This is a genomic window from Maribacter sp. Hel_I_7 (assembly GCF_000688315.1).
GTDB classification, from domain to species: domain Bacteria; phylum Bacteroidota; class Bacteroidia; order Flavobacteriales; family Flavobacteriaceae; genus Maribacter; species Maribacter stanieri.
The window spans coordinates 549441-567984 of sequence record NZ_JHZW01000002.1 but is presented as its reverse complement, the minus strand read 5'-3'; the positions used below and the strand labels follow the sequence as shown (position 1 = coordinate 567984).

The following is an 18544-nucleotide window of genomic DNA, read 5'->3' as shown; positions in this document are numbered from 1 at the left end:
CATATCAAATTATAGAAAGAATGATTCTAGAAATGAAGGTCCCATCTCCGGGAGAGTCTATCACAGAGGTGGAAATAGCGGAATGGTTAGTTGAAGATGGGGATTATGTAGAAAAAGATCAAGCAATTGCAGAAGTAGATTCAGATAAGGCTACTTTAGAATTACCAGCAGAAGCTAGTGGAATAATTACACTTAAAGCGGAAGAAGGTGATGCTGTTGCTGTAGGTGCAATCGTTTGTTTAATTGATACTAGTGCCGCTAAACCAGAAGGTTCTACAGGGGCACCTAGCGCAACTAAAGACGAAAAGGAAGTAAGCGCTAAAAAAGAAGTTGTTGCCGAAAAGGCTCCTCAGCCTGCTAAGGCGAAAGAAACATATGCATCTGGTGTACCTTCACCTGCTGCAAAGAAAATTTTAGACGAGAAAGGAATTGATAGTAGTGCTGTCTCAGGTTCTGGTCGTGATGGTAGAATTACTAAAGAAGATGCTGTTAGTGCAGTACCGTCTATGGGGTCGCCAACTGGTGGTAACCGTGGCGAGTCACGTTCCAAATTATCAATGTTGCGTAGAAAAGTTGCTGAAAGATTGGTTTCCGCAAAGAACGAAACAGCAATGTTGACCACTTTTAACGAGGTGGATATGAGTGCTATTTTTGAACTTAGAAATAAGTATAAAGAAGACTTTAAGAGCAAGCATGGTGTAGGGTTAGGCTTTATGTCCTTTTTTACAAAAGCTGTAGTAAGAGCTTTAGAAATGTACCCTGCTGTGAACTCAATGATTGATGGTAAAGAGATGGTTTCTTATGATTTCTGTGATATTAGTATTGCTGTATCTGGTCCAAAAGGACTAATGGTGCCTGTTATACGTAACGCAGAAAACTTAACCTTTAGAGGTGTTGAGGCAGAAGTGAAGAGGTTGGCGATAAGAGCTCGTGAAGGTGAAATTACAGTTGATGAAATGACCGGTGGTACTTTTACAATAACTAATGGTGGTGTATTTGGTTCAATGTTATCTACACCAATTATTAATCCTCCACAGAGTGCAATTTTAGGTATGCATAATATAGTTGAAAGACCAATTGCGCGCGATGGGGCTATTGCTATAGCACCTATAATGTATGTAGCAGTTTCTTATGATCACCGTATCATTGACGGTAAAGAATCTGTTGGCTTTTTGGTAGCTATAAAAGAAGCATTAGAAAATCCTGAAGAGTTATTAATGGATAATAATGTGAAGAAAGCTTTGGAAATGTAATTTTCTTAAGATTTGATATAATAAAAGCGTTGAGTTATTCTCAGCGCTTTTTCTTTTTTAAGTATATACATTTTTTATCATAGTCAATAATTGCCTTTGATTTTTTAAGGATATCTGCGCCAATAATTCCATCTACTGGTTCTGCATTATGGGCTGTTAATGCTTCGTTAACGTGTTTTAGATCAAATAATACAATCTCTAATTTTTTGTAACACCAAGAATTTAACTCTATTTTATTTTTTTTGGAGACAAGTGTTTCCATATTAGTTGCGCCAGCTCCCGCAGCTTTAATAATTGATTCTTCGGATATTAAATTAAAATGATCGATCTTGTCCATCCCAACGCATGTATTTGAGGCGCCAGTATCTAAAATAAACCGTCCTTTTACTGAATTTATTTCAGCATTGATTTCAAAATGGTCAGTAGCAGTTAATATAAGTGGAATTCGTACGTAGTCTTTATGCTTCAAAAATTTTTTGAGGGTACTCATAATTCATTTTTTTCAAAGATAAGTCTATTTTTGCGGCATGATAATTACAGATACGCATACACATTTATATAGTGAAGCCTTTGATGAAGATAGAAAAGAGACTGTCCAAAAGGCAATTGATTTGGGAGTTGAAAGATTTTTTATACCAGCTATAGACTCAACATATACGGAGCGTATGTTGAGCTTGGAAAAGGATTTTCCGGGTCATATGTTTTTAATGTCCGGTTTGCATCCCACGCATGTGAAAGAAAATTATGAAAGTGAACTTTTGCATATTGAGGAGATGTTAGAAAAGCATACGTATTATGCAATAGGGGAAATAGGAATTGATTTGTATTGGGAAAAGAAGTTCTTAAAAGAACAACAGGATGCTTTTAGGCAACAAATTCAGTTAGCTAAAAAGAAAAAATTACCAATTGTTATTCATTGCCGTGATGCTTTTGATGAGGTTTTTGAAATATTAGAGGAAGAGAAAGGTGAAGATTTAAGAGGTGTTTTTCATTGTTTTACAGGTACTTTAAATCAGGCGAAAACAGCAATTTCATATAATTTAAAATTGGGTATAGGTGGAGTAGTTACATTTAAGAATGGTAAAATCGATACTTTTTTAAATGAAATAGATTTAGATGATATTGTATTGGAAACAGATTCGCCTTATCTAGCTCCAACACCTTACCGAGGGAAAAGAAATGAAAGTGCATATATAGTTAATGTGTTAGAACGCTTAGCAGATATTCATGGTGTCACTAATGAACACATTGCTTTAAAAACAACAGAAAACTCTAAAGAAGTTTTTGGTGTATAATTATAATTTAAAGACGAAGATTTGAGCTCGGAGAAAAGGAATATTTTATTGATATATACAGGTGGTACAATTGGTATGATGAAGGATTATACTTCTGGAGCCTTAAAGGCATTTGACTTTTCTCAGTTGCAGAAAAACATACCAGAGCTAAATCAATTAGACTGCACTATATCTAGTTTTTCCTTTGACCATCCAATAGATTCATCGAATATGAATCCTACTCATTGGATTGCTATTTCAGATATCATAACTGAAAAATATAATGAATTTGATGGATTTGTAGTGCTGCATGGTAGTGATACAATGAGCTATACGGCATCAGCATTGAGTTTTTTGTTAGAAAATTTATCGAAACCTGTGATTTTGACCGGTTCTCAATTACCTATTGGGGACTTAAGAACAGATGCAAAAGAAAATCTAATTACAGCAATTCAAATTGCAGCTTTGTACAAAAAAGGAAAACCGGTTATTCAAGAAGTCGGACTTTATTTTGAATATAAGCTGTATAGGGGTAATAGAACAACAAAGATAAATGCAGAACATTTTCAGGCTTTTGCTTCATTAAATTATCCTCATTTAATAGAATCTGGAGTTCATTTGACGGTTTTTGGCGAATATTTATTGCCTCAAAAAAAGAAATTAACGTTAAAATCTCATAGAAATATGGATGATAATGTGGCGATATTGAAAATATTTCCGGGAATTAATGAAAATATTATTGAAGCAATATTGGAGGCAAAAAATTTAAAAGCATTGGTTTTGGAGACGTATGGTTCAGGAAATGCGCCCATGGAAGAATGGTTTTTGAAAAAATTAAATAACGCAATTAATAAAGGAATCCATATAATTAATGTAACTCAGTGTTCAGGCGGCGCGGTTATGATGGGCCATTATGAAACAAGCTCTAGATTAAAGAAAATGCAAGTGATTAATGGTAAGGATATTACAACCGAGGCTGCTATTACTAAGGCAATGTATTTACTAGGTAGTGATGTCTCACCTGAGTTGTTCAAAACCGTTTTTGAAACCTCTTTGCGTGGAGAAATGCTTTAAATTTAACACCAGTTTAATTTCGATAACTAATATTTTTTTTGTTATTTGCCCACCCTTAAAAAAGGTAACCTAGAGAGGTGGCCGAGTGGTCGAAGGCGCACGCCTGGAAAGTGTGTATACCCCAAAAGGGTATCGAGGGTTCGAATCCCTTCCTCTCTGCAAGTAAGTTTTACTTTTTTTATATTGTTTTTTTTTTATCTTTAACCCTATTAACTAACTAATTTAAGTTTGAAAAAATGAAAAAATTATTCCCAAGCCTAGCAGTCGCTGGGGCATTTGTAGCAGGTACAAATATTGTAAGTGCAAAAGTAGCAGCAGTAGCTTTGCTAGTTCAAGAAGGAGCTCCTGAAGCGGAAAGAGGATTTACTCAACTATTAAAAGAGATGTTCATTACTGGTGGTGCCGGTTTCATGGGTATCGTACTTTTATGTTTGATCCTTGGTTTGGCAGTTGCTATTGAAAGAATTATTTATTTGAACATGGCTAGTACAAATTCTGCCAAGTTGAAACAACAAGTTGAAGACGCATTGGCATCTGGTGGTGTTGAAGCTGCTAAAGAGGTTTGTAGAAATACAAAAGGACCTGTTGCTTCTATCTACTATCAAGGTTTGGATAGAGCTGGTGAGAGTATAGAGTCTGCTGAAAAAGCTGTTGTTGCTTATGGTGGTGTTCAAATGGGACAATTAGAGAAAAACGTTTCTTGGTTATCTTTATTTATCGCTATTGCTCCAATGCTTGGTTTCATGGGTACGGTAATCGGTATGATTGCAGCCTTCCAAAAGATTGCAGCTGTTGGTAACTTAAGTGCATCTCTTATTGCAGGTGATATCCAGGTTGCATTATTAACAACGGTATTTGGTCTTATTACGGCTATTATCCTTCAAATTTTCTATAACTACATTATCGCTAAAATTGATAGTATAGTTAATGATATGGAAGACTCTTCGATTACTTTAATCGATATGTTGGTAGATCACAAAAAATAAGTATCACTTTTAATACCTAAAAATTATGCAAAAAATTATTAAAATAGCATTAATTGCTATAGGTGTATTAAGTGCTATACTATGGTATTTATTACCAAGTTCAGATATGCCGGCAGCAGAAGCTGCTTCTAGTGGAGCTTTGAACACAATGTTTATTATCACTTATCTTTTATTAGGTATAGCTGTTGTAGTAAGTTTAGTGTTTACTTTAAAAAACTTATTTGCCAATCCACAAGGTCTTAAGAAAACTTTGTTCGTAGTAGGTGGTTTTTTATTAGTAGTTGGAGTTTCTTACGTTTTAGCTAGCGGAACGGATGTTGATCCTGAGTTTGCTGCTATGACGGATGAGAGTACTGTTAAAAATATTGGTATGGGATTAAATGTATTTTTTATCCTTACAATAATTGCAATACTATCTTTAGTTATACCATCTGTTAAAAATATGTTTAGTAAATAATAAAAATAGAAAACTATGGCTAGAAGAGCAGGAGCACCAGAAGTTAGTGCGGGTTCAATGGCGGATATAGCTTTCCTTTTACTTATCTTTTTCTTAGTAACTACTACTATTGAAACAGATGCAGGATTGGATCGTATGTTGCCACCAATGGAGCCACCTACTGAAGCACCACCAATTATTAAACAAAAGAACATCTTTACGGTGAATATTAACCGTAATGGACAGTTGTTGGTGGAAGATGAAATTCTTTCAATAGATAAGTTGCGTGAGAAAGCAATGGCGTTTTTAGATAACGGTGGAGCACCGTCAGGAAGTCCTGACTATTGTAGCTATTGTAAAGGAAAACGTAATGCTGAGTCTTCGGATAATCCAACAAAAGCAATTATCTCATTGAAAAATGATCGTGAGACAAAGTATAGTACTTACATTACAGTTCAAAATGAATTGGTAGGTGCATACAATGATCTTAGAAATAGAGAAGCAAAACGTTTATTCGGTAAAGATTACGTTGCTATGGAAGCTGAGTATTTAAATCCTGAAACTGATGATTCTGTAAAAGAAGAATTAAAAGAAAAGGTGACAAGAATACAAGGGTTATTTCCACAGAAATTATCTGAAGCAGAAACTTCAAGCGAATAATTAATAAATTAAAAGTAACACTATGTCAAAATTTGCAAAGAAAAAAGATGGAGAGGTACCAGCGGTATCAACAGCTTCCCTTCCTGACATTGTATTTATGCTTTTGTTTTTCTTTATGACGGTAACCGTTATGAAGGATAGTTCCTTGAAAGTTGAAAACGTACTTCCAAATGCTAGTGAAGTTAAAAAATTGGAAAAGAAGGATCGTGTAATCTATATTTATGTTGGTAAACCAACTAGAGAGTATGAGAAAACTTTTGGTACAGAGCCAAAAATTCAATTGAATGATAAATTCGCTAGTCCATCTGAAGTAGGTGATTATATTTTGATGGAAAGAGCTAAAAAGCCTCAGGAAATTCAGAATGTATTAACCACAGCACTTAAGGTTGATAAGAATGCTAGTATGGGATTGATATCCGATATTAAACAAGAGTTAAGAAAGGTAAATGCTTTAAAGGTAAATTATACTACCTATGAAGGTGACGCTTTCAATAATCTACAATAGTTAGTTAGTAGAATATTACATATTCAAAACGCCTCAAATTTATTTGAGGCGTTTTTTATTTCATTAACTTTACAATATGCGTTTTTTTCTGTTGTTTTCTATGGTCGCTATATATTCAAATGCTCAGGTAGCAAATGATAGCATTGCGAATACTAGATATTTTGAAGATCAGTTTTATATTGGTCTATCTTATAATTTTATTTTGAATCCACCGGAAGGCTCTAATCAACGAAACTTATCGTATGGCCTACAAGCTGGTGTCATTAAAGATATTCCCTTAAATCGCTCTGGAACGAAAGCGATAGGCATTGGAGCCGGTCTTGCATTAAATAGTTATTATTCAAATTTAGTAGCTAATCTATCTGATGATGTTATTAGTTATGGTATTGACGATGATATTACCAGAAGCAAATTAGAAACGCATCTTTTGGAATTTCCCTTGGAGTTTAGATGGCGTAATTCTACTATAGATGAATATAAGTTTTGGCGTATATATGGTGGTATTAAAGCAGCTTATATTGTAGGTGCTAGATCTAAATTCGACTCTGATGAAATTAGTGAAGGTTTTAAAAATACTGACCTCGCAAAATTTCAATATGGCCTTACTCTAAGTTTTGGATACAATACCTTTAATCTGCATGCGTATTATGCGTTAACTGAACTGTTTAATGGAGATGCCTCTGTTAATGGAGAGGTTTTACAGTATAAGCCGTTACGAATAGGTCTTATATTCTATATTTTATAACCAAAAACGGACTGTTAATAGTTGTGATAATAATCCTATAAATAGTCCTATAATAAGCTCTATAGCTGTATGTGCTTTTAAATACAATCTTGCAGTTATTATACTTCCTGTAAAAATTATAAATACGCTAATTGCTAAAATTAAATTGATTTCGAAATGTATACTAAGATTTATTAGATACATTAAAAGACCACTTATACCTACAGTGTGTAAACTTGTTTTAAAATTAAATAAAAGAAGTAAAATACAGGCTATGGCTGCTCCTAATAGACCGGTAAAGTAAAAGTATAACTCACTTACGTAATTATTCGGAATCACCTTATACAGGATTAATAGAAGGATGGAGGCGTGAATATAAAGTGGGTACTTGCGTTCCTTTATTGTTTCTAATGAAATGGAATGAACAAGCCCTATATTTTTTAGAATTAAAAAGGTAATGATTGGAATTATTACCGTTAAAATAAATATTGGTAAAATACTGGCGCTTTGTACTTCTAACGGTGTATATTTTGGTGTAATAAGGAAATAAGCAACAGTACCGCCAATAGGAATAAAAAGAGGATGTAGTAAATAAGAAATGATATTGGAAAAAACCTTCATTAGATTTCTTTTCTCATTCGTGCAACTGGTATGCTTAGTTGTTCTCTATACTTTGCCACCGTTCTTCTTGCTATAGGATAGCCTTTTTCCTTTAAAATAGCTGCTAGCTTATCATCTGTTAAAGGCTTCTTTTTAGCCTCATTTTGTATTACAGTTTCTAGGATTTTTTTAATTTCCTTTGTAGATACATCTTCGCCTTGTTCATTTTTCATTGACTCAGAGAAGTACTCTTTGATCAATTTTGTGCCATAAGGTGTATCTACATATTTGCTATTAGCAACTCTTGATACCGTAGAAACATCCATGCCTATTTCGTCTGCAATATCTTTAAGTATCATAGGGCGTAAATTACGCTCATCACCCGTTAGGAAATATTCTTTTTGATACTGCATAATAGAATTCATTGTAATGAACAGAGTTTGTTGACGCTGTCTAATTGCATCTATAAACCATTTTGCAGCATCTAACTTTTGCTTTATGAACATTACGGTGTCCTTTTGAGACTTAGACTTGTCTTTGGCTTCTTTATACCCTTTAAGCATATTACTGTATTCTCTTGATACATGTAATTCAGGAGCATTTCTACCATTTAAGGTAAGTTCTAATTCACCTTCCGTTATTCTAATTGCAAAATCTGGAACTACATGTTCCACAATTCTATTGTTACCAGAATAAGACCCACCTGGTTTTGGGTTTAGTTTTTCTATTTCACCGATAGCCTGTTTAAGTTCGTCTTCGGTAATATTGTGTTTTTGAATTAACTTTTGATAATGTTTTTTGGTAAAGTGTTCAAATGATTTTTTTAGAATGTCAGTGGCAAGCTCTACACTTGGTGTTATTTCTTTTCGCTCTAACTGAATTATTAAACATTCCTCTAAAGATCGGGCACCAACACCAGGGGGATCTAAATCTTGAACAATTGATAGTATTTTGGTAATGGTTTCCTCATCGGTATAAACGTTTTGGGTAAAGGCCAAATCGTCCATGATATCACTAATGGGTCTACGTATATAGCCACTTTCATCTACGCTACCTACTAAGAATTCAGCAATGTTCCACTCGTCATCAGTAAGATATACAGTATTTAATTGATTTATTAAATGTTGATTAAATGAGATGCCAGCCGCATAGGGCACACTTTTCTCTTCATCGTCAGTGCTATAATTATTAGCCTTTGTGCGATAATCAGGAATTTCATCGTCACTTAGATAATCATCAATATTGATATCTTCAGTATTAATGGTTTCATTATCTGATGCGTCATCGTAAACATCTTCGTAATCGTCAGCAGCATTTTCCAAATCTTCTTTACCGGTTTCCAATGCCGGATTCTCCTCTAATTCTTGTTTGAGACGTTGTTCAAAAGCCTGTGTAGGCAATTGAATCAGCTTCATCAATTGAATTTGCTGAGGAGATAACTTTTGGGATAGTTTAAATTGTAGATGTTGTTTCAGCATTGCTTTTTTCTAGTACTGGTAAAAGTAACTAAATCCGCTTAGAATTCGGCATTCTGTGGAGTTCTTGGAAATGGTATTACATCTCTAATGTTACCCATGCCTGTTGCAAAAAGAACCAGTCGTTCAAAACCAAGACCAAAGCCACTATGTTCCGCAGTACCAAATTTTCTTAAATCTAAGTACCACCATAATTCTTTTTCGTCTATACCTAATTCTTTAATTTTTTCTTTTAGGACATCTAAACGCTCTTCTCTTTGAGATCCACCTACAATTTCGCCAATACCAGGGAATAAAATATCCATAGCCCTAACGGTTTTACCATCTTCATTTAAACGCATGTAAAATGCCTTAATTTTAGCAGGATAATCAAATAAAATAACTGGACATTTAAAGTGTTTCTCTACTAAATATCGCTCATGCTCACTTTGTAAATCGGTTCCCCATTCTTCAATAGGGTAGGTGAATTGTTTCTTTTTGTTCGGTTTACAATTTTTTAGAATATCTATAGCTTCAGTATAACTAACTCTTTTAAAATTATTGTCTACAACAAATTTCAATTTTTCTATCAAAGCCATATCGCTTCGTTGAGCTTGAGGTTTGCTTTTCTCTTCGTCTAATAAACGTTTTTCTAAAAACTCCAAATCCTCTTGACAGTGAGTCAATGTATAAGAGATAACATTTTTAATAAAATCTTCTGCAAGATCCATGTTAGCGTCAAGATCAAAGAATGCCATTTCTGGTTCAATCATCCAAAATTCTGCTAAGTGTCTAGATGTGTTTGAGTTTTCGGCTCTAAAAGTTGGTCCAAATGTGTAGACTTTCCCTAATGCCATTGCATATGCTTCAGCTTCTAATTGACCAGACACCGTAAGGTTAGTTTCTTTTCCGAAGAAGTCCTGTTTATAATCAACATCTCCATCTTCAGTTAATGGAGGATTTTTCTCATCTAATGTAGTTACACGAAACATTTCACCTGCGCCTTCAGCATCAGAACCTGTTATAATAGGTGCGTGAAAATAGTTGAATCCGTTTTCTCTAAAATAGTTGTGTATTGCAAATGAAAGGGTAGACCTAACACGCATAATTGCAGCAAAAGTATTGGTGCGAATTCTTAAATGCGCTTTCTCTCTTAAAAACTCTAAAGAGTGTTTTTTAGGTTGAATAGGATATTCATCGGGATCAGCAATACCTAATATTTCTAAATCGCTTACTTGAATCTCTACAGATTGACCACGACCTTGACTTTCAACAAGTGTACCTTTAATTTTTAAGGCAGCACCTGTGTTTACCTTTTTTAATAATTCTTCATCAAAATTTTCAAAATCTACAACACATTGAATGGTGCCTAAAGTAGAGCCGTCATTCAAAGCTATGAATCTATTGCTTCTAAAGGTACGTACCCAACCTTTAATGATTATTTCTTGAAGTAGGTTTTTACCTGCTAATAATTCTTTTATTGTAGCTAAATGCATGATCTTAAATTGAAAATTAAAGTCCCAAAGATAGGATTTTGTTAAAAAATAAAGGAGTTATAAGGCTATATAAACAAGGCTGTAACGAAAATAATTAATTGTTATTTTCATCTTGAGGCAAAATGTCTATTTGTGGCTTTTTAAGTGTTTGCTTGTTTGCTATACTTTTCTCCAATGATAATAATAATGAAGGCAACAAAATTAAGTTAGCTAACATGGCAAGTAATAATGTTGCTGAAACCAACGAGCCTAAAGCAACGGTACCGCCAAAGTTGGAAATTACAAAAACCGAAAAACCGAAAAATAATACAATAGAAGTATAGAACATACTTACACCTGTTTCTCTAAGTGCATTATATACAGACTTTTCTATTCGCCAATTATTGGCAGTGAGTTCTTGCCTATACTTTGCCAGAAAGTGTATGGTATCATCCACAGAAATACCAAATGCAATGCTAAATACCAAAATAGTAGAAGGCTTTATTGGTACGCCCACAAACCCCATAATACCGGCGGTAATAACCAATGGTAATAAATTAGGGATCAATGAAATCACAATCATTCTAAAAGACCTAAATAAATACGCCATAAAAAGTGCAATCAGCCCAATGGCCAATGCAAGAGACATAATTAAGTTTTTTACTAGGTACTTTGTACCTTTTAAGAACAGCAATGCGCTACCGGTCATGTATACATTATATCGTTCAGCCGGAAATATTTTATTAATGTTTTCCAGTAAACGCTGTTCAATTTCTTCCATGCGGTTAGTATTGACATCTCGCATGAAAGTCGTAATTCTTGCGGTTTGCCCAGTACTATCAACAAAAGACTTTAATAAGTTACCATTGTCAGATGATTTTCGAGCAACATCCATTATAAAGGTGTTCTCTTGACTAGTAGGTAGTTGATAGTATTTTGGTATGCCATTGTAAAAAGCCTGCTTGGAATACTTTACTAGGTTTACAACGGATACTGGTGTAGAAAGTTCTGGAATTTCTTCAATAACTTCTCCAAGTTGATTCATTCGTTTAAGAGTAGCTGGTTTTAAAACACCTTTGGGCGTTTTTGTGTCGACTACTATTTCAACGGGCATAATCCCTTTAAATTCCTTTTCAAAAAAACGAATATCATGAAAAAACTCCGCATTTTTGGGCATGTCCTCAATTGGACTTCCTGAAATTCTTATTTGATAAATACCAATAATACTAATTACCAATAGTGAGATTGAAACTATATAGACAGTAATTCTTCTATGTCTAACGATACCTTCCATCCATTGTACAAATGCATCAATCCATTTTTTATTTAAATGTTTTAAATGCTTGGTTTTTGGTAGCGGCATAAAGCTATATATAATCGGAATAATTAGTAAAGACAATACAAATATTCCAAGAATGTTGATGGAGGCGACAATACCGAATTCTTTCAATAAGGTACTGTCCGTTATTATAAAAGTGGCAAAACCTGATGCTGTGGTAATATTCGTCATTAACGTAGCATTTCCAATTTTGGAAATTACACGTTGTAGTGAAAGTGCTTGGTTACCATGTTTCTTTACTTCCTGCTGATATTTATTAATTAGAAAAATACAGTTTGGTATACCTATTACAATTATTAATGGTGGAATAAGAGCTGTAAGAACAGTTATTTCATATTGCAGTAAGCCCAGTAAGCCAAATGCCCACATTACACCAATAATTACAACACACATTGAAATTACAGTGGCTCTAATACTTCTAAAGAAAAAGAAGAAGATTAAGGATGTAACACCTAATGCAGCTAAAATGAATTTACCTATTTCATCTATGATGTTCTGAGAATTCATAGTTCTCACATAAGGCATTCCAGATATGTGAACATCTAAATTTGTTTCTTTTTCAAAATTCTTTACCAGTGTATTTATATCCTGTAGAATAAAGTCTTTTCTAACACTAGTGTTGACAATGTCCTTATCTAGGTTAACAATAGTACGTATTGTTTTACTTTCTTTATTGTAAATTAAGTTGTCATAAAAAGGTAGGTCGTTAAACAAGTGTTGGGTAATACTGTCTATTTCCTTTTTAGTCTTTAATTCGCCATTGATTAAAGGGCGCATCTCGAACTCCTGTTTTTCATTGTTTTTAATGAGTTCCTTTAAGTTGTCGGTCGAAATCACAAATTCAACTTCTGGAAAAGCAGCTAATTGCTTACTAAGCTTATTCCATCTATTAAAATTTGTAGGAGTAAATAATGCACTATCACGAACGGCAAAAACTACCGCATTGCCTTCTTCGCCAAATTTGCTAAGAAAATCTTGATACTGTTGGTTTACAGGGTGATCGTCTGGTAATAGGTTAGTTTGCGAGCTTGAAAATCGCATATATTGCCATTGCCAACCCATAAATACGGTGAAACAAGTAATCAATATTAAAATTAGGATTCTATTGCGGAGAATTATGTTTGCCGTTTTAGGCCAAAATCCTTTCGTAAGTTTAGCTACCATAACTGTTTTTGCAGGTGGCAAAGGTAACTATTAGCTTCATCTGTTCCTAAATTGAAAAGTTTAAATTTTATACAAAAAGAAAAAGCTACCGTGTATAGGTAGCTTTAAAATAATATTTATAAATCTTATAATTAAACTTTCATAATCTCTGCTTCCTTTTTTGCTAGGAAATCATCTATTTTCTTGGTGAAGATGTCGGTTAAATCTTGAACATCTGCAGTTGCATTTTTTTGAAGATCCTCAGAAATATCCAAATCCTTTATTTCTTTATTGGCATCTTGTCTTGCGCTACGCACACCAACCTTTGCATGTTCTGCTTCTGCTTTTGCTTGTTTTGAAAGTTGAATTCTTCGTTCTTCCGTTAATGGTGGAACGTTGATTATAATTAAATCGCCGTTATTCATAGGGTTGAAACCTAAGTTGGCATTCATTATAGCTTTTTCAATTTCTTGAAGCATTCCTTTTTCCCATGGTTGAACCGAAATGGTTCTACCATCTGGCGTATTAACATTCGCTACTTGAGAAAGTGGTGTTTGTGATCCATAGTAATCAACTAAAACAGATGACAACATAGCGGGACTAGCCTTACCGGCTCTAATTTTTAAAAATTCACGTTCTAAATGCGCTATAGCGGCATCCATGCCTTCTTTTGTAGCGTCTAATACAAATTGTACTTCTTCGTTCATATGGTGAGTATATAGCTATCGCAATAATATTAACAATACCGAAAATTAAAGGTTAACGGTTGTACCAATAGTTTGGCCGTCAACTATTTTCAGCAAGTTTCCTTTTTTGTTCATATCAAAAACTACAATTGGTAGTTCATTTTCTTGGCTTAAGGTAAAGGCTGTCGTGTCCATTACTTTTAATCCTTTGGTTAACACATCTTGAAAAGAAATGTTATCAAATTTGGTAGCACTTTTATCTTTTTCTGGATCAGCTGTGTAAATACCATCTACCCGTGTTCCTTTAAGAATTACATCAGCTTCAATTTCAATGGCTCTTAATACTGCTGCAGAATCTGTAGTAAAATATGGGTTACCTGTTCCGCCTCCAAATATAACTACTCTTCCTTTTTCTAAATGCCTCATTGCACGTCTTCGAATAAAAGGTTCGGCAACTTCATTTATTTTTATGGCAGATTGTAATCTGGTTTGTACTCCGTTCATTTCTAAAGCACTTTGTAATGCTAAACCATTTATAACAGTTGCTAGCATACCCATGTGATCTCCTTGTACTCTGTCCATTCCTGTAGCAGCTCCTGCCAATCCGCGAAAAATGTTTCCACCTCCAATTACAATGGCGACTTCAATTCCTTTTTCAACTACTTCTTTTATCTCTTCAGCATATTCATTTAGACGGTTAGAATCTATGCCATATTGCTTTTCGCCCATTAAGGCTTCACCGCTTAATTTAAGAAGAATTCTTTTGTAGTGCATGTAAATTTTTATTTGCCACCAAAAATAATGAAAATTTTCGATGGAAGTGTTCTATATTTTATTCATGCAAAACATAATTGCACATGAAAGGATGGATACATATTATCTATCTTTGGTAACCTTTATTTTAAAAATTCACATATAAAGTTTTATGAAAAAAAATGTTTTATTTATTGCAGCTGCCTTAATACTGAATGCCTGTGGGGCAGGTAAGGCATTGATGTCGGTGGAAAAAAGTACTATTGTAGCTTCAATAGACTTAATTAATGTAGTTGAAGATAGAGTGCAGGTAGATTTAAATCCTGGTGCATTTACTACTTCTACTGTAATTTTTAGAATTCCTAAAACCGTACCTGGCACCTATAGTTCTGATAACTATGGTAAATATATTCAAGATTTTAAAGCCCTTGATTATAAAGGAGCTGAATTAAAAGCTACAAAGCTAGATGATAATTCTTGGAGTATTGCTAATGGTGTTAATCTCGATAAAGTACAATATTGGGTTAACGATACTTATGATACGGAGAATGAAGTGGAAGATGCTGTGTTTTCGCCTGCAGGTACCAATATAGCTGTTGGTAGTAATTTCATGCTTAATCTTCACGGGTTTGTTGGCTATTTTGATGGTTTTAAAGAAGTTCCTTATTCTATTTTAATAAATAAACCTGCAGATTTAATAGCGACTACAACCCTTTCTATTGAGCCGAATAGAAAACCTGATTCCTTGTGGGATGGTTTTCTTGCAAAAAGATATTTTGACGTGATCGATAATCCAATCATGTATGCAAAGCCTAATACTGAAAGCTTTGAGATTAATGGTATTACGGTTACTTTAAGTTTGTTCTCTCCTAATAATGTTTATAAAGCGGCAGATTTAAAGGAGAGAATGAAGTCTATGATGGGGGCGCAAAAGAAGTTTTTAGGTGAAGTAGATAGCACTAAAGAATATAACATCTTATTGTATTTGTCAGATGTCAATATTCCAGATGCAAATGGTTACGGAGCATTGGAGCATCATACCTCTACCGTTGTAGTTTTGCCGGAAGCAATGGATATTGGGCGATTAGAGCAGTCTATGGTTGATGTGGTTTCACATGAGTTTTTTCATATTGTAACGCCATTATCAGTTCATTCAAAAGAAATACAGTATTTTGATTTTAACGACCCAAAAATGTCTCAGCATTTATGGATGTATGAAGGAACGACTGAATATTTCGCCAATTTATTTCAGGTACAACAAGGACTAATATCAGAAGACGATTTTTATGTACGCATGCTTGGTAAAATTAATAATGCTGAATTTTACGATGATAATATGTCTTTTACAGAAATGAGTAAGAATATTTTGGAGCAGCCATATGAACCAAATTATGCCAATGTATATGAAAAAGGGGCTTTAATAAATATGTGTCTGGACATTATCTTAAGAGAGAAGAGTAATGGCGAGAAAAGTATGCTTTGGTTAATGAAAGAGCTGTCTATGAAATATGGTACTGATGTACCTTTTGAGGATGATGCTTTATTTGGTGAGATAGTATCAATTACTTATCCTGAAGTAGATGTTTTTTTAAAGCAACATGTTATAGGTGATACGCCAATTGATTATGAAGTTTATTTTGAAAAGGTAGGTTTGGCTACTAATGATGTACAAGAGTCTACAGGATACTTTTTTGATGGTCAGATACCTTATATGGATGTTGATGTGCAAAATGATAGTGTAGTCTTCATTCGTGAGAATATAGAATTAAATTCATTTTTTGAAGATTTAAAATTACAAGGAGGTGATATTTTTAAAACAATTAACGGTCAAGATATTAATTTAGAAACGTTGCGTCCTATTATAGGTGAAAGTTTTGCTTGGACTCCTGAAACTGAAATTAGCATGACGGTTGTGCGTGATGGGGAAATTGTTGCAGTTGAAGGTGTGGTTGGTCAGCCAGTGAAAAAAGTTAAAAAAATTGTTCCTTTACAAGAGCTGAGTCAGAAAACAATTGATTTGCGTAATGCTTGGTTGAAAAACTAAGAAAGAGTTAAAATTTTTGAATATAAAAAAACCGTCTACTTTTTACAGTAAGACGGTTTTTTATTGAGTTAGTTGTATTGTAATTAACCTAATGCAACTCTTTTAAATCCTACTACTTCTAAATTAGAATCAATAGACTTTACATATTGAGCAACACTTTGCTTGCTGTCTTTAATGAAATCTTGGTTTACTAAAGTGTTATCTTTAAAGAAACGCTTTAATTTACCTTTAGCGATGATTTCTAACATTGCTTCTGGCTTTCCTTCTTGACGTAATTGATCTTTTGCAATCTCTATTTCTTTATCAATAACAGATTGATCCACACCATCTTCATTTAGCGCTACAGGGTTCATTGCAGCAGCTTGCATAGAAACATCTTTAGCAACTTCTTCAGCACCTGCAACCGAAGCTGAAAGACCTGTTAAAACAGCTATTTTGTTTCCTGCGTGAATATAAGAACCAACGAAAGGAGCGCTTAAAGTTTCATAACCACCTATTTCGATTTTCTCACCGATAACACCAGTCTGCTCAATAAGCTTTTCTTGAACAGTCATTCCTTTGTAATCAGCAGCTAAGAAAGCTTCTTTAGAATCAAAATTGATTGCTAAATCTGCTAATTCAGTAGCTAACGTTACAAATGTTTCGTTTTTAGCAACGAAATCGGTCTCACAGTTCAAAGAAATGATAACACCTTTAGAGTTATCGTCATTTACTTTTGCAATTGCTGCACCTTCAGAAGAATCTCTGTCAGCTCTTTTTGCCGCAACTTTTTGACCTTTTTTACGAAGAACTTCGATTGCAGTTTCAAAATTGCCATCAGCTTCAACTAAGGCTTTTTTGCAATCCATCATTCCTGCACCAGTAGTTTTTCTTAATCTATTAACTTCTGCAGCTGTAATCTTTGCCATCTTTTTTACTTTTAGTATACCCGTTTTATGGGGTTGTTCTTAGATATATTTTATAAATGTAGTAACTTATTCTACTCCACCTTTGGTGTTGTCTTGCCACTCTTTAAGTTCGTCCCACTTACCATCTGCAGCCATTTTAGCTTGCTTTGGCCATGAGGTAGGATCTAAATGTGCCATTCTAGAACTTGCTTCAGTTAAAATCCCTTTGATTTTATCAGCATCTACTTTAGATAGGTCAGCGTAAGTAGCTATACCTGCAGCAACTAATGCTTCAGCAGCTTTTGGTCCAATTCCTTCAACTTTCGTTAAATCATCAGCTTCAACTTTTGCCTCTTTTGCTACAGCTTCTTTAGTAGCTTCAACATTTACTTCAACGTTTGGTACATTATCAACAACTGGTGCTGGTTTAGTATCAACTTTTTCAGGAGATGGAGCTGGCTTTTCAGCAGTTACTTTTTTCTTAGGAGCTTTATCTTTTTTCTCAGATTTACCTTCAGCTGCATCACCTTTTTCAGCCTTACGTTCAGCAAGACCTTCAGCTACTGCATTGGTAACTTCTGTCATAATAATGTCAATAGATTTTGAAGCATCATCATTTGAAGGAATCAAATAATCTACATCTCTAGGATCACAGTTGGTATCAACCATTGCGAAAATAGGAATGTTCAATTTTTGTGCCTCTTTAACTGCAATGTGCTCTCTCATTGTATCAACGATGAACAATGCACCTGGTAAACGTGTCATTTCAGAGATAGAACCTAAATTCTTTTCTAATTTTGCACGTAAACGGTCAACTTGCAATCTTTCTTTTTTAGATAGTGTAAGGAAAGTACCATCTTTCTTCATACGATCAATAGAAGCCATTTTCTTAACAGCTTTACGAATAGTAACAAAGTTTGTTAACATACCACCTGGCCATCTTTCTGTGATGTAGGGCATGTTTACATTTGCTGCTTTTTCAGCAACGATGTCTTTTGCTTGTTTTTTGGTAGCTACGAAAAGTATTTTTCTGCCTGATGCTGCAATTTTGCTAAGAGCCTCATTGGTCTCGTCTAATTTTGCAACTGTTTTGTAAAGGTTGATTACGTGAATACCATTACGCTCCATGTAGATGTAAGGAGCCATGTTTGGATTCCACTTTCTTGTAAGGTGACCAAAATGTACACCTGCTTCTAATAATTGTTTTACTTCGACTCTCGCCATTTTAAATTTAGTTTACGTTCTTATGAA

The 18544-nt window shown here is 34.2% G+C and carries 18 protein-coding genes and 1 tRNA gene; 10 read left to right on the top strand and 9 right to left on the bottom strand.

Annotated elements, in window-relative coordinates; all coding sequences use genetic code 11:
* Positions 1-20: 20 nt before the first annotated feature.
* Complete coding sequence (gene odhB / locus P178_RS0104025) at positions 21-1253, top strand: 2-oxoglutarate dehydrogenase complex dihydrolipoyllysine-residue succinyltransferase (protein WP_027065011.1); 1233 nt, start codon at positions 21-23, stop codon at positions 1251-1253.
* A gap of 40 nt (positions 1254-1293) precedes the next feature.
* Here odhB and P178_RS0104020 read toward each other — a convergent pair whose 3' ends face one another.
* Positions 1294-1743, bottom strand: a complete 450-nt coding sequence (locus P178_RS0104020) for a retropepsin-like aspartic protease (RefSeq protein WP_027065010.1) — start codon at positions 1741-1743, stop codon at positions 1294-1296.
* Between the two features lie 37 nt (positions 1744-1780).
* On the opposite strand from P178_RS0104020, the gene P178_RS0104015 reads away from it, so the two are divergent.
* The 8 genes from P178_RS0104015 to P178_RS0103980 all read left to right on the top strand — a co-directional run bounded on the left by P178_RS0104015 (position 1781) and on the right by P178_RS0103980 (position 6933).
* Positions 1781-2548 (top strand): TatD family hydrolase, encoded by a 768-nt coding sequence (locus tag P178_RS0104015; RefSeq protein WP_027065009.1) that lies wholly within the window; start codon positions 1781-1783, stop codon positions 2546-2548.
* A gap of 21 nt (positions 2549-2569) precedes the next feature.
* A complete protein-coding gene (locus P178_RS0104010) occupies positions 2570-3601 on the top strand; it encodes an asparaginase (RefSeq protein ID WP_027065008.1) in 1032 nt (343 codons plus the stop codon).
* Positions 3602-3672: 71 nt separating this feature from the next.
* Positions 3673-3760 (top strand) — tRNA-Ser (locus tag P178_RS0104005).
* Positions 3761-3837: 77 nt separating this feature from the next.
* Positions 3838-4587 carry a MotA/TolQ/ExbB proton channel family protein gene (locus P178_RS0104000; RefSeq protein ID WP_027065007.1) on the top strand — a complete coding sequence of 250 codons (750 nt, stop codon included), beginning with the start codon at positions 3838-3840 and terminating at the stop codon, positions 4585-4587.
* A gap of 25 nt (positions 4588-4612) precedes the next feature.
* Entirely contained in the window at positions 4613-5044 is a 432-nt protein-coding gene (locus P178_RS0103995; protein WP_027065006.1) for a hypothetical protein, read from the top strand.
* 15 nt (positions 5045-5059) lie between these two features.
* Positions 5060-5683, top strand: a complete 624-nt coding sequence (locus P178_RS0103990; protein ID WP_027065005.1) for an ExbD/TolR family protein — start codon at positions 5060-5062, stop codon at positions 5681-5683.
* Positions 5684-5705: 22 nt separating this feature from the next.
* The gene (locus tag P178_RS0103985; protein WP_027065004.1) at positions 5706-6188 is read left to right on the top strand and encodes an ExbD/TolR family protein; all 483 of its coding nucleotides are present in this window, start codon (positions 5706-5708) and stop codon (positions 6186-6188) included.
* Between the two features lie 76 nt (positions 6189-6264).
* Positions 6265-6933, top strand: a complete 669-nt coding sequence (locus tag P178_RS0103980; protein ID WP_027065003.1) for a porin family protein — start codon at positions 6265-6267, stop codon at positions 6931-6933.
* Here P178_RS0103980 and P178_RS0103975 read toward each other — a convergent pair.
* From P178_RS0103975 to pyrH, 6 genes are all read right to left on the bottom strand, one after another.
* Positions 6928-7533, bottom strand: a complete 606-nt coding sequence (locus P178_RS0103975) for a membrane protein (RefSeq protein ID WP_027065002.1) — start codon at positions 7531-7533, stop codon at positions 6928-6930. The genes P178_RS0103980 and P178_RS0103975 overlap by 6 nt on opposite strands.
* Positions 7533-8990 carry an RNA polymerase factor sigma-54 gene (gene rpoN, locus P178_RS0103970; protein ID WP_027065001.1) on the bottom strand — a complete coding sequence of 486 codons (1458 nt, stop codon included), beginning with the start codon at positions 8988-8990 and terminating at the stop codon, positions 7533-7535. The genes P178_RS0103975 and rpoN overlap by 1 nt, the downstream gene beginning before the upstream one ends.
* 38 nt (positions 8991-9028) lie before the next feature.
* The gene (gene asnS, locus P178_RS0103965) at positions 9029-10462 is read right to left on the bottom strand and encodes an asparagine--tRNA ligase (RefSeq protein WP_027065000.1); all 1434 of its coding nucleotides are present in this window, start codon (positions 10460-10462) and stop codon (positions 9029-9031) included.
* Between the two features lie 94 nt (positions 10463-10556).
* Positions 10557-12944, bottom strand: a complete 2388-nt coding sequence (locus P178_RS0103960; protein WP_027064999.1) for an efflux RND transporter permease subunit — start codon at positions 12942-12944, stop codon at positions 10557-10559.
* 131 nt (positions 12945-13075) lie between these two features.
* Complete coding sequence (gene frr, locus P178_RS0103955) at positions 13076-13630, bottom strand: ribosome recycling factor (protein ID WP_027064998.1); 555 nt, start codon at positions 13628-13630, stop codon at positions 13076-13078.
* Between the two features lie 45 nt (positions 13631-13675).
* A complete protein-coding gene (gene pyrH / locus P178_RS0103950; protein ID WP_027064997.1) occupies positions 13676-14383 on the bottom strand; it encodes a UMP kinase in 708 nt (235 codons plus the stop codon).
* A gap of 151 nt (positions 14384-14534) precedes the next feature.
* Here pyrH and P178_RS0103945 point away from each other — a divergent pair, with 151 nt between their 5' ends.
* Complete coding sequence (locus P178_RS0103945) at positions 14535-16406, top strand: peptidase M61 (RefSeq protein WP_027064996.1); 1872 nt, start codon at positions 14535-14537, stop codon at positions 16404-16406.
* Between the two features lie 83 nt (positions 16407-16489).
* Here P178_RS0103945 and tsf read toward each other — a convergent pair whose 3' ends face one another.
* Together tsf and rpsB are read right to left on the bottom strand one after the other, a co-directional pair.
* Complete coding sequence (gene tsf / locus P178_RS0103940; protein ID WP_027064995.1) at positions 16490-17314, bottom strand: translation elongation factor Ts; 825 nt, start codon at positions 17312-17314, stop codon at positions 16490-16492.
* A 66-nt stretch (positions 17315-17380) separates the two neighbouring features.
* Positions 17381-18517: a 30S ribosomal protein S2 gene (gene rpsB, locus P178_RS21405; protein ID WP_036145680.1), complete on the bottom strand. Its 1137-nt coding sequence runs from the start codon at positions 18515-18517 to the stop codon at positions 17381-17383.
* Between the last annotated feature and the right edge of the window lie 27 nt (positions 18518-18544).

Excerpts from the sequence above, each read along its gene's own strand:
- odhB (WP_027065011.1), top strand. The coding sequence starts at position 21 with ATGATTCTAGAAATGAAGGTCCCATCTCCGGGAGAGTCTATCACAGAG.
- P178_RS0104020 (WP_027065010.1), bottom strand. The coding sequence starts at position 1,743 with ATGAGTACCCTCAAAAAATTTTTGAAGCATAAAGACTACGTACGAATT.
- P178_RS0104015 (WP_027065009.1), top strand. The coding sequence starts at position 1,781 with ATGATAATTACAGATACGCATACACATTTATATAGTGAAGCCTTTGAT.
- P178_RS0104000 (WP_027065007.1), top strand. The coding sequence starts at position 3,838 with ATGAAAAAATTATTCCCAAGCCTAGCAGTCGCTGGGGCATTTGTAGCA.
- P178_RS0103995 (WP_027065006.1), top strand. The coding sequence starts at position 4,613 with ATGCAAAAAATTATTAAAATAGCATTAATTGCTATAGGTGTATTAAGT.
- P178_RS0103990 (WP_027065005.1), top strand. The coding sequence starts at position 5,060 with ATGGCTAGAAGAGCAGGAGCACCAGAAGTTAGTGCGGGTTCAATGGCG.
- P178_RS0103985 (WP_027065004.1), top strand. The coding sequence starts at position 5,706 with ATGTCAAAATTTGCAAAGAAAAAAGATGGAGAGGTACCAGCGGTATCA.
- P178_RS0103980 (WP_027065003.1), top strand. The coding sequence starts at position 6,265 with ATGCGTTTTTTTCTGTTGTTTTCTATGGTCGCTATATATTCAAATGCT.
- P178_RS0103975 (WP_027065002.1), bottom strand. The coding sequence starts at position 7,533 with ATGAAGGTTTTTTCCAATATCATTTCTTATTTACTACATCCTCTTTTT.
- rpoN (WP_027065001.1), bottom strand. The coding sequence starts at position 8,990 with ATGCTGAAACAACATCTACAATTTAAACTATCCCAAAAGTTATCTCCT.
- asnS (WP_027065000.1), bottom strand. The coding sequence starts at position 10,462 with ATGCATTTAGCTACAATAAAAGAATTATTAGCAGGTAAAAACCTACTT.
- P178_RS0103960 (WP_027064999.1), bottom strand. The coding sequence starts at position 12,944 with ATGGTAGCTAAACTTACGAAAGGATTTTGGCCTAAAACGGCAAACATA.
- frr (WP_027064998.1), bottom strand. The coding sequence starts at position 13,630 with ATGAACGAAGAAGTACAATTTGTATTAGACGCTACAAAAGAAGGCATG.
- pyrH (WP_027064997.1), bottom strand. The coding sequence starts at position 14,383 with ATGCACTACAAAAGAATTCTTCTTAAATTAAGCGGTGAAGCCTTAATG.
- P178_RS0103945 (WP_027064996.1), top strand. The coding sequence starts at position 14,535 with ATGAAAAAAAATGTTTTATTTATTGCAGCTGCCTTAATACTGAATGCC.
- tsf (WP_027064995.1), bottom strand. The coding sequence starts at position 17,314 with ATGGCAAAGATTACAGCTGCAGAAGTTAATAGATTAAGAAAAACTACT.
- rpsB (WP_036145680.1), bottom strand. The coding sequence starts at position 18,517 with ATGGCGAGAGTCGAAGTAAAACAATTATTAGAAGCAGGTGTACATTTT.